Annotated in this window: 15 protein-coding genes; all 15 read left to right on the forward strand. The window is 57.5% G+C overall.

From position 1 onward, the window contains the following. Positions 1-3: 3 nt before the first annotated feature. The 15 genes from rimI (at position 4) to KGZ66_06675 (ending at position 14,101) form a co-directional block, all read left to right on the forward strand. Positions 4-432: a ribosomal protein S18-alanine N-acetyltransferase gene (gene rimI, locus KGZ66_06605; GenBank protein MBS3985256.1), complete on the forward strand. Its 429-nt coding sequence runs from the start codon at positions 4-6 to the stop codon at positions 430-432. Between the two features lie 467 nt (positions 433-899). Then, the gene (gene tsaD / locus KGZ66_06610) at positions 900-1,940 is read left to right on the forward strand and encodes a tRNA (adenosine(37)-N6)-threonylcarbamoyltransferase complex transferase subunit TsaD (protein ID MBS3985257.1); all 1,041 of its coding nucleotides are present in this window, start codon (positions 900-902) and stop codon (positions 1,938-1,940) included. After that, positions 1,933-2,565 (forward strand): 5-formyltetrahydrofolate cyclo-ligase, encoded by a 633-nt coding sequence (locus tag KGZ66_06615; GenBank protein MBS3985258.1) that lies wholly within the window; start codon positions 1,933-1,935, stop codon positions 2,563-2,565. Before tsaD ends, KGZ66_06615 begins: the two co-directional genes overlap by 8 nt. Before the next feature lie 167 nt (positions 2,566-2,732). After that, positions 2,733-3,023, forward strand: a complete 291-nt coding sequence (gene groES, locus KGZ66_06620; GenBank protein ID MBS3985259.1) for a co-chaperone GroES — start codon at positions 2,733-2,735, stop codon at positions 3,021-3,023. 18 nt (positions 3,024-3,041) lie between these two features. After that, positions 3,042-4,667 (forward strand): chaperonin GroEL, encoded by a 1,626-nt coding sequence (gene groL, locus KGZ66_06625; GenBank protein MBS3985260.1) that lies wholly within the window; start codon positions 3,042-3,044, stop codon positions 4,665-4,667. Between the two features lie 99 nt (positions 4,668-4,766). Beyond that, a complete protein-coding gene (locus KGZ66_06630; protein MBS3985261.1) occupies positions 4,767-5,336 on the forward strand; it encodes a 2'-5' RNA ligase family protein in 570 nt (189 codons plus the stop codon). A 33-nt stretch (positions 5,337-5,369) separates the two neighbouring features. Next, the gene (locus KGZ66_06635) at positions 5,370-6,134 is read left to right on the forward strand and encodes a type III pantothenate kinase (GenBank protein ID MBS3985262.1); all 765 of its coding nucleotides are present in this window, start codon (positions 5,370-5,372) and stop codon (positions 6,132-6,134) included. 140 nt (positions 6,135-6,274) lie between these two features. Next, positions 6,275-7,453: a bifunctional phosphopantothenoylcysteine decarboxylase/phosphopantothenate--cysteine ligase CoaBC gene (gene coaBC / locus KGZ66_06640; GenBank protein ID MBS3985263.1), complete on the forward strand. Its 1,179-nt coding sequence runs from the start codon at positions 6,275-6,277 to the stop codon at positions 7,451-7,453. Between the two features lie 117 nt (positions 7,454-7,570). Then, on the forward strand, positions 7,571-8,533 hold the full coding sequence (locus KGZ66_06645) for a DUF2520 domain-containing protein (protein ID MBS3985264.1): 963 nt from the start codon (positions 7,571-7,573) through the stop codon (positions 8,531-8,533). Continuing rightward, a complete protein-coding gene (locus tag KGZ66_06650) occupies positions 8,487-8,852 on the forward strand; it encodes an aspartate 1-decarboxylase (GenBank protein MBS3985265.1) in 366 nt (121 codons plus the stop codon). The genes KGZ66_06645 and KGZ66_06650 overlap by 47 nt, the downstream gene beginning before the upstream one ends. Further along, positions 8,849-9,625: a 3-methyl-2-oxobutanoate hydroxymethyltransferase gene (gene panB / locus KGZ66_06655; GenBank protein ID MBS3985266.1), complete on the forward strand. Its 777-nt coding sequence runs from the start codon at positions 8,849-8,851 to the stop codon at positions 9,623-9,625. Before KGZ66_06650 ends, panB begins: the two co-directional genes overlap by 4 nt. After that, a complete protein-coding gene (gene panC / locus KGZ66_06660; GenBank protein ID MBS3985267.1) occupies positions 9,622-10,479 on the forward strand; it encodes a pantoate--beta-alanine ligase in 858 nt (285 codons plus the stop codon). The genes panB and panC overlap by 4 nt, the downstream gene beginning before the upstream one ends. A gap of 33 nt (positions 10,480-10,512) precedes the next feature. Further along, a complete protein-coding gene (guaA, locus tag KGZ66_06665) occupies positions 10,513-12,054 on the forward strand; it encodes a glutamine-hydrolyzing GMP synthase (protein MBS3985268.1) in 1,542 nt (513 codons plus the stop codon). A 203-nt stretch (positions 12,055-12,257) separates the two neighbouring features. Beyond that, a complete protein-coding gene (locus KGZ66_06670; protein MBS3985269.1) occupies positions 12,258-12,776 on the forward strand; it encodes a TRAP transporter small permease in 519 nt (172 codons plus the stop codon). Further along, entirely contained in the window at positions 12,773-14,101 is a 1,329-nt protein-coding gene (locus tag KGZ66_06675) for a TRAP transporter large permease subunit (protein MBS3985270.1), read from the forward strand. The genes KGZ66_06670 and KGZ66_06675 overlap by 4 nt, the downstream gene beginning before the upstream one ends. The last annotated feature ends 25 nt before the right edge of the window (positions 14,102-14,126 follow it).

The raw sequence follows: 14,126 nt of genomic DNA on the forward strand, positions 1-14,126 counted from the left end.
CCGATGACGGTGGAAGATGTCGACGAAGTCCTAAGCATAGAGCAAGTGGCTTTCTCTACGCCGTGGTCGCGCAGCGCTTTTCTAGGGGAACTGACTTCTAACCCCTTGGCCCTGTATTTTGTGGGGCGGTTAGAAGGCCGGATAGTGTGCTACGGCGGATGTTGGCTGATTCACGGCGAGGCCCATATTACCAACATTGCGGTAGCCCCAGGTTTTCGCGGCAGAGGGTTTGGCGAGGGGGTTTGTGTTTGGCTGATGCGCGAGGCGGCGCACCGCGGTATGACGCGAGCTACGCTAGAGGTGAGGGTATCGAACCTCGTCGCCCGTGAACTATACCGGAAGCTCGGCTTTGTGCCCGCCGGTGTGCGCCCTAATTATTACACCGACACGCAGGAAGACGCCTTAATTATGTGGAAAGAAGGGCTGAGCTGAAACAGCCGCTGGCCGCCGGGAGAGAACGCACTTCGCACTTCGCACTTGGCACTTAGCACTTAGTGGAGGACGAGGGGGTTGCTAGCTGCTGGCTGCTGGTAGAACGGGCACTTCGCACTTGGCACTTAGCACTTAGTGGAGGACGAGGGGCAGTTGGCTCCTAGCATACAAGAGGCAAGAGGCAAGAGTGACGCTCTGGGGAGGGCGCATGCGCTCGCCACAGCGTTGTAGGGACGTGCGTTCGCACGTCCGCGGACGTGCCAAAGGCACGTCCCTACGGCCGCAGCTCAAAGCCCGTTCCCCTAGCGCCTAACGCCCAAAGCCTAACGCCTAATCCCCGGCCCCTAGTTCATGATTCGCGATTCCTGATTCATGATTGCCCCCGGCTCACAGCTCACAGCTCACAGCTCACAGCTCAAAGCTGGCTGGCGGCTCCCACAAGCGACAAGCGACAAGAGGAGAATACAATGCGCCAACTTATCCTTAGCATCGAAACAAGTTGCGACGAAACGTCAGCCGCAGTGGTGGCAGACGGCCGCGAGGTGCTCGCAAACGTCATCGCCTCGCAAATCGACGTGCACCAAGCTTTTGGCGGCGTAGTGCCCGAAATAGCTTCACGCGAGCACCTAAGTAGCATTAGCTTTGTGGTAGACCACGCGCTGGTTGTGGCCAAATGCTCGCTTAGCGACATTACTGCCATCGCGGTAACCGAGGGCCCGGGTCTTGTAGGCTCCCTCTTGGTCGGCTTGTGTTACGCCAAAGGCCTCGCCTACGGGCGCAGACTGCCGCTCGTTGGCGTGCATCACCTAGAGGGGCATCTTTACGCTAACTTTCTTCTACCCACACCTCCGACCTTCCCGTTAGTGTGTTTGGTCGTTTCCGGTGGTCATACCGATCTCATTCACATGGCCAGGCACGGACATTTTAGCCGCTTAGGGAGTACCCGCGACGACGCCGCCGGCGAGGCCTTCGACAAGATTGCGCGCGTGCTTAATTTGCCCTACCCCGGGGGGCCACACCTCGAGCGCTTGGCTATGGAGAGTGAGCCGAGCATTGCTTTCCCGCGCGCGCGGCTAGAGGTGGGTAGCCTCGACTTCTCGTTTTCCGGCCTTAAGTCGGCGGTGATGAACTATATCCACAACAGCCAACAGCGCGGCGAAGAGCTGTCCCCGGCGGCCGTCGCGGCTAGTTTTCAGGCAGCGGTAATCGACATCCTAGTGGAAAAGACTATAGAAGCGGCGCGGGCGGCGGGCGTACGCAATCTCTGCCTAGCCGGCGGCGTCTCTGCGAATAAGGCCCTGCGCTCTGCCATGGCGGAAGCCGCGCGGGCCGAAAATCTGCGGTTATTCTTGCCCGACCTTGAGCTATGCACAGACAACGCCGCGATGATTGGCGCTGCGGCGTACTACCGTTTGCGTGAGGGAGCTACGGCCGACCACAAATTAAACGCCCATGCCGTGCTGCCTTTAACAAGCTGGGCTGTGGATTTTGTGGGTAACTGTGGATAAGCTTGTGGATAGTGTGGAAAAGGAGGTTTCTGCCATAGTCCCCGACAAACTGGCCCTGCGGCAAGAGATGCTAACGCGCCGAAGTTTATTGCCTGCGGCAGATCAAGCGGCGTTAAGCGCGCTTATCGTGCGGAGGCTCCTTGCCACGACGTGGGTGACTCGCGCCGAGGTGCTTATGGCTTACTTGACCACACGGGGAGAGGTTGACCTAACTGAGCTATTAGATGTCTTAGAGGCGAGAGGGGTTGCCATCGTCTTGCCTAAAGTTACATCGCGCCGCACTAGGGAGATGAAGCCCTTTGTTGTACCTTCGCCGTGGCGCAAGCATGTGGCGTCAGGTTCGCTTGGCATTCTTGAGCCGACAGATGGTTCTGTGCTCCATACGCACGCCATAGACGTCGTGCTTGTGCCCGGCGTCGCCTTTGACACGGCCTTCTACCGGCTTGGCTTTGGCGGAGGCTACTACGACCGCTTTCTGCCGCAGCTACCTGCCTCTGCGCTGCTTTGTGGCGTAGCGTACGCGTTTCAAGTCGTGCCTCACCTCGCCCACGACCCACACGACGTGCCCCTGCACGCCCTTTGCACGGAGAAAGAATGCCTTTTGGCTCGTACGGATGTGTATTAACCAGCAAAGCAGAGCTATTTTCATCAGAAGCCTATTTGCTGCCCCTTAGCCCTAATCCAGGCGCTAGGGGGCAGTTGCGGGTCTTCTATGGTCCATGTATATTATTGTTAGCACTCGGGCAGACTGAGTGCTAACAATAAGTAAGACAATACAAGGGAGGTCTATGCATGAAGCTACAACCATTGGCAGACAGAGTGGTAGTCAAAGCCCTCGACCGTGAGGAGAAGACCAAGAGCGGCATTGTGCTGCCCGACACCGCTAAGGAGAAGCCACAGGAAGGCGAAGTCCTCGCCGTAGGGGCTGGCAAAGTCGGCGACGACGGCAAGCGCATTCCCCTCGAAGTAAAGGTGGGCGACCGCGTGGTTTACTCTAAGTACGGCGGCACCGAAGTTAAAATCGACGGCGTGGAGTACCTCATTCTTAAAGAATCTGACGTCCTCGCTATCGTCAACAAGTAGGTAAGGGGGAATAACATAATGGCAAAGAAGATAATCTTTGGCGAAGACGCGCGACGCTCTCTGCAGCGCGGTGTAGATGCTTTAGCTGATGCAGTAAAAGTTACGCTCGGCCCTAAGGGCCGCAATGTCGTCCTCGACAAGAAGTTTGGCGCGCCGCTTATCACTAATGACGGCGTAACCATTGCCCGTGACATCGAGCTCGAAGAGTCTTTCGAGAACATGGGCGCTCAGCTCGTTAAAGAGGTGGCCACCAAGACGCAGGACGTAGCGGGCGACGGCACCACTACCGCTACTTTGTTGGCACAGGCACTTGTGCGCGAAGGGCTAAAGAACGTAACCGCTGGGGCTAACCCCATGATCATCAAGCGCGGCATCGAGAAGGCTGTCGAGGCCGTAGTTGCTGAGATTAAGAGCATGGCCGTGCCCGTAAAGGACAAGGCCGCCATTTCTCAAGTCGCCTCGATTGCTGCTTCTGACGAAGAAATCGGCGCCATCATCGCCGACGCCATGGAGAAGGTCGGCAAAGACGGCGTCATTACCGTCGAAGAATCCAAGACCTTCACCACCGAGCTGGAAGTTGTCGAAGGCATGGAGTTTGACCGCGGCTATGTTTCCCCCTACATGGTAACCGATGCCGAAAAAATGGAAGCCGTGTTAGAGGAGCCTTACATCCTGGTAACCGACCGCAAGATTAGCGCCATCCACGACATTCTGCCTGTACTAGAAAAGCTCGTACAGCGCGGCAAGCCTTTGCTCATTATTGCCGAAGATGTAGAAGGCGAAGCCCTCGCTACCCTCGTAGTGAACAAGCTGCGCGGTACCTTCACCTGCGTCGCCGTTAAGGCGCCTGGGTTTGGCGACCGCCGCAAGGCTATGCTCGCCGACATCGCTGTACTTACTAAGGCCCAAGTTATCTCCGAAGAGCTCGGCCTCGAGCTTAAGAACACCGACATCTCTATGCTCGGCCGCGCTCGCCAAGTGCGCATCGGCAAAGAGGAAACCGTTATCGTCGAAGGCTACGGCTCAACCGACGAGATTCAAAAGCGCGTAGGCCAGATTAAGGTGCAAATCGAGGAGACTACGTCCGACTTTGACCGCGAGAAGCTACAAGAGCGCCTTGCTAAGCTCGCCGGCGGCGTAGCCGTTATCCGCGTCGGTGCAGCTACCGAAGTCGAAATGAAGGAAAAGAAGCTGCGCATTGAAGACGCTCTGTCGGCGACGCGCGCTGCCGTGGAAGAGGGCATCGTTCCCGGCGGTGGAATTGCTCTTCTCTCCTCCATCCCCGCACTTGATAAGATTGTGGCCGAAGGCGATATGAAGACAGGGGTAGACATCGTTCGTCGTGCCCTAGAGTATCCGGTAAAGCAGATTGCCGATAACGCCGGTCTGGAAGGTGCCGTAATCGTGGGTAAGGCCAAAGAGCAGCCTAAGGGCCATGGCTTTGACGCCCTGCGCACTCGCTGGGTAGACATGATCGAAGTCGGTATCGTCGACCCCGCCAAGGTTACCCGCAGCGCTCTGCAGAACGCCGCGTCTATCGCCGCCATGATTCTCACGACCGAGACGCTAGTCTCCGACAAGCCTGAGCCTAAGTCCGCTATGCCTAACCCCGGTATGGGTGGCATGGGCGGCATGGACATGTAAGAAACAAGCGCCCGCGATAGCCGCCCGAAAAGGGCGGCTATCTTGCACTTAACGCCGTCCTCGCATATAGTGGAGTAAGGCAAGGCAGGAGGTGTGGGAGTGGACTTATTTCTCGTGGCGCGACCCACAGGGCGTCTCCTGAGCCTTGCGGCAGAAGTGCAGGAGATGCTAAACAAGCGTTATAGGCTATATGCCGGGATTCTCCCTCCCCTTCATCTGACGTTAGCACGCATGCAGTTTGCCGATGCGGACGAGCGCAGGCTAGCCCTAGAGCGGACTGCCGAAGCCGCGCGTAAGACCGACGCTTTCTACGTGCAGGCTAATGGGTATCTTCGCTTTGGCCCGCCGCATCTGGCGATTGGCGCGGCCGTGGTAGGGGATGAGAACCTGTTTCGCCTGCGCGCGGACTTAGTTACCCACTTAGCCGAGCAACTTGTCGTGCAGCCTAACGACTATTGGAAGCCGCACATCACTCTGGTCTCCGCGACGCACGGGCGGGCCTGGAGTGAGCAGGAGTGGAAGGCTGCTTATACATCGGTGCTAGATTATGCTTTACAGGCCGAATGTCTCGTCGAAGAGCTAGAGTTATGGTATCCGCAGTACGACCCTAGCGTACGCTTGTTGGCTAAGTTTAGAATGGGACTTGGGCTAGTGGAGCTCTTAGACTAGAAGGATAGGCAGTTATGGGAGGTAGTGTGGGACATGCTGTTTGCGATTGATGTTGGGAACACAAATATCGTCCTGGGGTTAGCAGATAACGGCAAATGGCTAGACACCTGGCGTATTTCCACGGACATTAAACGCACGGTGGACGAGTACTTTACAATTGTCTCAGCCTTGCTCGCGGCCGCGTCCTATCACCCCGCCGCAGTAAGCGGGGTTATAATCACTAATGTCGTGCCGCCTATCCAGGGCACGCTCGAACAGGTGGTACATAAGCTCTTTAAGCGCACGCCGTTAGTCGTAGGCGAAGGTGCCCGCACAGGGATTAAAATCCGCACCGACAACCCGCGGGAGGTAGGTGCGGACAGGATTGTTAACTCGGTGGCTGCGTATCACCTCTACGGCGGCCCGGCGATTGTGGTAGATTTCGGTACGGCGACGACTTTCGATGTCGTCTCTGCGCAAGGGGAATACTTAGGTGGAGCCATTGCGCCCGGCATCGGCATCTCCGCTGAGGCGCTCTTTTTGCGCGCTTCTAAGCTTAGCCGCGTCGAGCTCGAGCGTCCTAAGCGCGCCATCGGCAAAAACACGGTGGAAAGCATGCAGTCTGGTCTTGTCTTTGGCTATGCCGGGCTGGTAGAAGGCATGATCGCGCGGCTACAACGCGAATTAGGCCACAAGGCGCAAGTTATCGCGACCGGCGGTCTGGCACGGGTGGTGGCAGCAGAAACGCAGTGCATTGACCGCATTGACGACTTGCTGACACTAGAGGGGTTGAGGATAATTTGGGGGATGAATGCGTAGTAGGGGTGCAGTTTGCACTTCGCACTTTGCACTTTGCACTTCGTAGTGTAATGCTCCAACTGCGAGCAGAGAACGCTACTTTCTCCACTAAGTGCTAAGTGCCAAGTGCCTAGTGCTACCACGAGACAAGGAGGCCTCCCATGAGCAAACAACACATCGTCCTCGGCGTAACCGGCAGTATTGCCGTGTATAAGGCAGCTGACTTAACCAGCCGCCTCGTTAAGGCTGGCTACATTGTCGACGTGATAATGACCAAGGCGGCGCAGGAGTTTGTGCAGCCGCTTACGTTTCAGGCGCTGACGCACCGCCCTGTAGTTACCGAAATGTTTACGCTGCACAACGAAATGTCGGTTGAGCATATTGCCTTGGCGGAGCGGGCGAATGTGCTCCTCATTGCCCCCGCGACGGCAAACATTATTGCCAAGCTTAGGCACGGCCTAGCGGACGATATGCTAAGCTGCACGGCGCTGGCCACACGGGCGCCGCTTGTTATCGCTCCCGCCATGAATAACGGCATGTACGAGAATCCGGTAACGCAAGAGAACATCGCGGTGCTAAAGGCGCGCGGCGTTACTTTTGTCGGCCCGGGCGAAGGGTATCTCGCCTGCGGCACCGTCGGGCGCGGGCGCCTTACGGAGATTTTGGATATCTTTGATACCGTAAAGATGGTGCTTGGGCGAAGCGGGGACTTAGCGGGACGAAAAGTCGTGATTACAGCGGGAGGTACAGAAGAACCGATTGATCCTGTGCGCTGTATTACTAACCGCTCCTCCGGCAAAATGGGCTATGCCTTAGCCGAGGCGGCGCGCGACCGCGGCGCGTCTGTGACGCTAATCGCAGGCCCCACCAGCCTCCGCGCTCCCTACGGCGTCAACTGCGTTCCCGTACGCACCGCCCTGGAGATGCTTGCGGCAGTGCAGGCAGCCACACGCGACTGCGACGCCTTGGTGATGGCCGCCGCCGTCGCCGATTACCGCGTGGCCGAGGTGGCCGAACAAAAGATAAAGAAAGCCGCCAAAACTCTCAGCCTAGAGCTAGTAAAGAACCCGGACATTCTCGCTAGTCTTACCGGCGACTTTGCTAAAATAGGCTTTGCCGCCGAAAGCCAAGACCTCTTGGCTAACGCCGCGGCCAAACTAGAAGCCAAAGGACTGCACATGATTGTAGCTAACGACATCACACGCGCGGGTAGCGGCTTTGGCACAGAAACCAACGAAGCCACCCTGCTCTACCGGGGCGGCCGCCGCGAAGCTTTGCCGCTGATGACAAAAGAACGCCTAGCGCATATAATACTGGATAGACTAACCGACCTATACTAGTTTCGTCGTGCGCTTGGATCATTTATGACCGAGACGTTTGCGAAGCGGCTCTTAAGCCCATGCCAACGTTTGGCGTGGGCTTTTTTATTAACTTTAGGTAAAGGGGTGCGAGGCGCCATGAGCGAGATACCGTCCGTCGGCGTTATTGGCGTTGGGCGGTTAGGCACAGCACTGTGCGCGTGCTTAGCGCAGGCCGGCCTGCCGCTTGCCGCAATAGCCAGCCGACGCAGAGAACGTGCCGAAGAGCTTGCGCGGGCTTTGGCTGCGAACTACGGCTGCCAGGTACGCGCGGTAGAGACAAGCGACATGGCAAGCTACGCCGACCTTATCTTTGTGGCGACTCCGGACGGGGCCATCTCTCTGGTTGCAGGCTGCGTGGCCTGGCGTAAAGGACAGATCGCCGTACACGTAAGCGGCGCCGAGACGTTAGGGGTGCTCGGGGAGGCAGCACAAGCAGGCGCAAGTCGCGCTTCGTTTCACCCCCTTAACACCTTCCCTGCGGTGCCGTGGGACAAGCCCGGTCTGGCTTTTGCGGCAGCTACGTTGGCCCACTCTTACGTCGCCTTAGCCGCAGACCAGGCACAGGCGGAAGAGACGCTCAAGCAGCTCGCTTCGTCCATTTGCCGTGGGTACTTCACGGTGCGAGAAAGCGACCGCGTGCTCTACCACGCGGCGGCCGTCTTTGCCTCTAATTTCGTCACGGGGCTAGTGGGGGCAAGTCTTGGTCTGTGGCAGACTATAGGGTACGGTGAGCGCGAGGCCCTCGCCTTTATGGCCCCCCTTATGAGTAGCGCCTGCGCAAATATACTTCGCCTAGGCCCTGTGCAGGCTCTAACCGGGCCTGCGGCGCGAGGGGACGTCGCCACGGTGGCCAAGCACTTAGAGGCCCTCGCAGCATTGCCCGCGGAGGCCGGCCTAGCGGAACTTTACCGCGCCCTAACCTTAGCCCTGCTGCCGCTAGCGCGAGGAGCGGGGACTTTAAGCCAAGCGTCCGACGTGAAAGTACGACAACTACTGATAAAGGAGCATGAACATGCGCGAAATGATGAAGTCCAAAATTCACCGTGCCACAGTAATTGACTCGAACCTAAACTACGAAGGGAGCATCACTGTAGACCCCGACTTGTTAGACTTAGCCGATATCTTGCCGCACGAGAAGGTGCAGGTGGTAGTAGTCAACAACGGTGCACGCTTTGAAACCTACGCCATTACCGGCGAGCGCGGTTCCGGGATGATTTGCGTCAACGGTGCGGCAGCAAGGCTTGTGCAGCCAGGGGACACGATTATTATCATTAGTTATCAACTGATGTCGACGCAAGAGGCGCGGGTACACGTGCCGCGCGTGGTGCACGTCGACAGCAATAACCGACCAATGCGGGGAGGGGATGGCAAGAAATGAGGATTTCTATCCATGAGTTAAAAAAGATGAAGGCGGCAGGTCAGAAGATAGCCGCCTTAACCGCTTACGACTACCCTACCGCCAAGCTCGTCGATGAGTGTGGCATCCCCATCATCCTAGTAGGCGATAGCCTAGGCATGGTCGTACTCGGCCTTGAGTCCACTATTCCTGTGACCATGGAGGTTATGCTGCACCATGTGGCTGCTGTAGCGCGTGGGGCGAAGCGCGCCATTATCGTCGGCGATATGCCGTTTGGCACATACCACTTGTCGTCTGAGGACGCTCTGCGTAACGCCATACGCCTAGTGCAGCAAGGAGGCGCTACGGCCGTAAAGCTTGAGGGCGGCGTCACGGTCGCAGCTCAGGTAGAAAGAATCGTCTCGTCAGGCATTCCTGTCATGGGACATATCGGTCTAACCCCGCAATACGTGCATCAACTTGGCGGGTACAAAGTCCAAGGCAAATCAGCCGATGCGGCAGAACGATTGCTCGCCGATGCTAAGGCGCTCGAGAGCGCTGGCGTCTTCTCTGTGGTGCTTGAGTGCATGCCAAGCAGCCTTGCGGCAGAGATAAGCCAAAGCGTCGCCGTGCCGACGATTGGCATTGGCGCCGGGCCGCACTGCGACGGCCAAATCCAAGTGATTAGCGATGTGTTAGGGTTAAGCGACTACATCCCCAAACACGCCAAGCAGTTTGTTAAGCTGCCTGACGTAATCCGCGGAGTGGTGCAAGCGTATGCCGATGAGGTGACGCGGGGAGTATTTGGCGCATGAAAATAGTCACGACCATAGCTGAACTGCGTTCCCTCCGGTCTACCTATGGGGCGGACGACCTTGGTCTTGTACCTACCATGGGGTATCTGCATGCCGGGCATCTTAGTCTCGTAGAGCGCTCTGTGGCCGAGAACAAGCACACGATAGCGAGCATCTTTGTTAACCCTACGCAGTTTGGGCCAAACGAGGACCTAGCGCGTTACCCACGCGACTTAGAACGTGACTTAGCTCTCCTTAATCCACTTGGCCTCGACTGCGTTTTCGCACCTAGCCCCAGCGAAATATACCCGACAGGGCCGGCACTTGGCACCACTGTAACTGTGCATGGGCCAACCGAGCGTCTTGAGGGGGCGGCTCGGCCCGGTCATTTCGAGGGTGTCGCCACCGTTGTAGCCAAGCTCTTTAACATCATATGTCCTACGCGTGCCTACTTCGGCCAAAAGGACGCACAGCAAGTCGCGGTCATTACTAAGATGGTGCAAGACCTTAACTTCCCTGTCGAGATGGTGGTCTGCCCCACCGTGCGCGAGGCAGACGGCCTAGCCATGAGCAGCCGGAACGTCTTTCTTACCCCCACCGACCGCGCGACGGCTAGGCTTATTTCCGCTGGCTTGTTTGCGGCAAAGGCGCTGTGGCAAGTGGGGGAGCGCAATGCGGATGCTCTAGAGGCTGCGGTGGCGCGGTGCATGCGGCCGGGCAACTTTGTTAGCATTGATTACATCGCGGTTGTTGACCCACTCACGTTTCTGCCCTACGCGGGGGACGCGCCTACCGCCCTAATTGCCGTGGCGGCGCGCGTAGGGACAACGCGCTTGATAGACAACGTCTTGCTTTCGTGCCCCTCGCCCATGTGATATAATTTCCCCAAGCGGAAGGGGGAAGGCGCTATGCAGGGCAAGCACCAGCTCGTAATTATTCTCGATTTTGGCGGCCAATACGCGCAGCTTATCGCCCGGCGCACCCGTGAGCTTGGAGTCTATTCTGAGATTTGGTCGCACCAGACGGGAGCTGTGGCCATTAAAGAGGCGCGTCCGCTGGCCGTTATCTTTTCCGGCGGGCCTAACTCGGTCTACGCCGACCATGCGCCCGGAGTGGACGAAGACATCTTCCACCTCGGCATCCCCATTCTCGGCATCTGCTACGGCATGCAGCTAATGGCGCGAGCGCTTGGCGGAGAGGTTGCCCCTACGCTACATAAGAGGGAGTACGGCCGCGCCGACGTAGTTGTCACCGAGCAAAGCGGCATCTTTGCCGGCCTGCCCGACCGTTTCCCGGTGTGGATGAGCCACGGCGATTCCGTAGTTAAACTGCCGCCCGAGTTTGTTAACGCGGCTCACACTGCAAACACGCCGGTCGCAGCCATGTACAGCTCTGCACTCAAAATGGTAGGCACACAGTTTCATCCCGAGGTTACACACGGCGCGTACGGCATGGATATGTTAAAGAATTTCCTCTTTGACATTGCCGGGGCGGCAGGCGACTGGGGCATGAAGTCGTTTGTGTCCGAGGCTACTGCGGAAATTCAGCGCCTCGTTGGGGATAGCCAAGTTATGTGCGGCTTAAGTGGCGGTGTGGACTCGGCGGTGGCGGCAGTGCTTGTGCATCGCGCCGTAGGCCAGAAGCTCACCTCTATCTTTGTTGACCACGGCATGTTGCGCAAGGGCGAGGCCGAGCAAGTAGTAAAGACGTTTCGCGACCAATTAGGCATGAAATTAATCCACGTCGACGCGAGCGACCGTTTTCTTGCCAAGCTAGAAGGCATTACCGACCCAGAGCAAAAGCGCAAGATTATCGGGACGGAGTTCATTCGCGTCTTTGAGGAACAAGCCAAAGAAGTGAGTGCGGCTAAGTTCCTGGTGCAAGGCACGCTCTATCCCGACGTCATCGAGAGCGGTACCGCGACCGCAGCGACGATTAAGACTCATCACAATGTCGGCGGTCTCCCTAAGGACATGAAGTTTGAGCTGCTTGAGCCGCTTCGTCAGCTTTTTAAGGACGAAGTGCGTGCAATCGGGCGCAAGCTTGGATTGCCCGACGCCGTGGTGGACAGGCATCCGTTCCCAGGCCCCGGGCTAGCCGTACGCATTGTAGGCGAGATTACGCGGCCAAAGCTCGCCGTGTTGCGCGAGGCCGACCACATCGTGCGCGAGGAGGTCGTGCGGGCCGGGCTGCACAAGGAGATATGGCAGTGCTTTGCCGTGCTCCCAGGCGTCCGCACTGTCGGGGTAATGGGGGATGAGCGTACATATGCCGAGGTTATCGCGGTGCGCGCGGTGTCGTCGGTCGACGCCATGACCGCCGATTGGTACCGTATGCCGCACGAAGTGCTAGACGTCATCTCCCGCCGGATTGTCAACGAAGTAAAGGGCGTAAACCGTGTCGTCTACGACATAACGTCCAAACCGCCCGGAACTATCGAGTGGGAATAATCTAGACGCACCAAAGTCCTGCAGGGAACGCTCTGCAGGACTTTGTTTTTTGGGAAAATTGCGCCTCTTTGCAGGATATCCAACCGGCGGTAGCGAATAGTGCTCTACCACAATGGAGGTGAGAAGTGTCAGCACGGTGTACAGGGTGGCGAATTTGTTGTGGGCTTACCAAATAGTTGCCATCTACTAAGGGAGGAGACGCATTGGAGAACAGGGGGAGCGCGCCTAAGTTTGTGACGTTTCTGCACGAGCGGCTCGAGGCCATCCTGATGTGGCTAGTCTACCCGCTAGTCGCCGTCATGGTAGCAGAAATTGTTGCGCGGTATTTTTTCTTGCGCCCATTGCCGTGGGTGCGGGACGTGTCAGTTTGGCTTTTCGCTGTACCTTTTTTGCTCACAGTCGCGCACTACTACAACAAGCGCGCCCACATCTCAGCTGAGGACTTGGTTTACGCCTTTCGCTTAAACGATGCGCAGCGCGCCACTATCGACCTAATTCACAACCTCATCCTGCTAGCGGTGGCCGGGTTTCTCTTCTGGCCCGCGACGCAGGCGGTGCTGCGCTCATTTGCGCTGCAGGAGCTTTCCGGCATGACCACCTGGCGGCCCATACTCTGGCCGTTTCGCGCCGTCATCCCCGCGGCCATGCTCTTGCTTGGGGCTCAGGCTGTAGTTGGGATCCTGGAGTCCGTACAGAAACTGCGGGGGGTGGATAAGCCGTGAATCCTGCAGTGCTTACGGCGGTGATGTTCGTCCTCCTCTTGGCTGGCATCGGCTCCGGCATGCCGGTAGCTTCAGTCTTAGCGGGTTTGGGTTTGTTCACTGGATTGGCCACCTGGGGTATGCGCTCCATGCCGATTATGGTTTCGGCCATCTTTGGCACGATGACCAGCGACGTGCTTATTGCCTTGCCGCTCTTTGTGTTTATGGGCTGTATGATGGAGGCCTCCGGTGTAGCGGACCGGCTCTTTATGAATCTGCGCGTGTTGTTAGGCTCTATGCGCGGCGGCTTAGGTATTGTGGCTATCTTGTTGGCTACAGTCTTGGCCGCAACCACTGGCATTATCGGGGCCTCGATAGTGATGATGGCGGCACTCGCACTGCCAAGCATGCTAAAGGCCGAGTACGATAAGCCTTTGGCCGCGGGCATCATTTGCGCAGGCGGCAGTCTAGGCATCCTTATCCCGCCAAGTAACATGCTGATCATCTATGCTCTGTCGGCAGGCGTTTCGGTCGTGTCGCTGTTTGCTGCGGCTGTTATTCCCGGCTTGTTGCTCGCTGCCTTGTATGTAGCTTATGTGGCTATTCGCTGTCACCTGCGGCCGGAGCTAGGTCCGCCGCTGCCGCCAGAAGAAAGAGGGAAAATCCGATTGATGCCTTTTCTGGGCGATTTGCTCACCTCCCTAGTGCCGCCCGTGCTGCTTATTGTCGCAGTGCTTGGCACTATCTTTCTAGGGATTGCCGCGCCGGTCGAAGCATCGGCGGCAGGCGCGTTTGGCGCGACGCTGCTAGCGGCCATGAACAAGCGGGTCAGCTTGGACGTGTTGAAAAAGGCTGCCCAGCATACCCTGCAGATCTCAAGCACCATTTTGTGGTTAGTGGTAGGCGCGAGTATGTTTACCTCGATCTTCCTCGTGCTCGGGGGAGGGCGGGTAGTGCACGATGCGATGATGAGTGTAGCTGGGGGCAATGCCTGGGTCGTTCTCGCCATAATGATGGTCCTCCTCTTTGTCCTAGGTAAACTCATCTGTTGGGTAGGTATTCTGCTCATTACCGTCCCCATCTTCACCCCGATAGCGACCAGCCTCGGATTTAACCCGATTTGGTTTGCCTTGCTCGTGTGCGTTAACCTGCAGATGTCGCTCTTGACACCGCCTTTTGCTTACTCCATCTTCTACCTCAAGCAGGCGGCACCACCCGAAGTCACGCTGTTTCATATGTACAAGGGCGTGTGGCCGTTTATTGCGCTGCAGGCGGTGGGCTTACTACTCATCATCATTTTCCCAGACTTGGTGCTCTGGCTTCCTAGCTTGCTCTATCAACGCTGACGTTTCCCGGCCTACCTTCATGGCA

The organism is Selenomonadales bacterium (genome assembly GCA_018335585.1).
Lineage (GTDB): Bacteria > Bacillota > UBA994 > UBA994 > UBA994 > UBA994.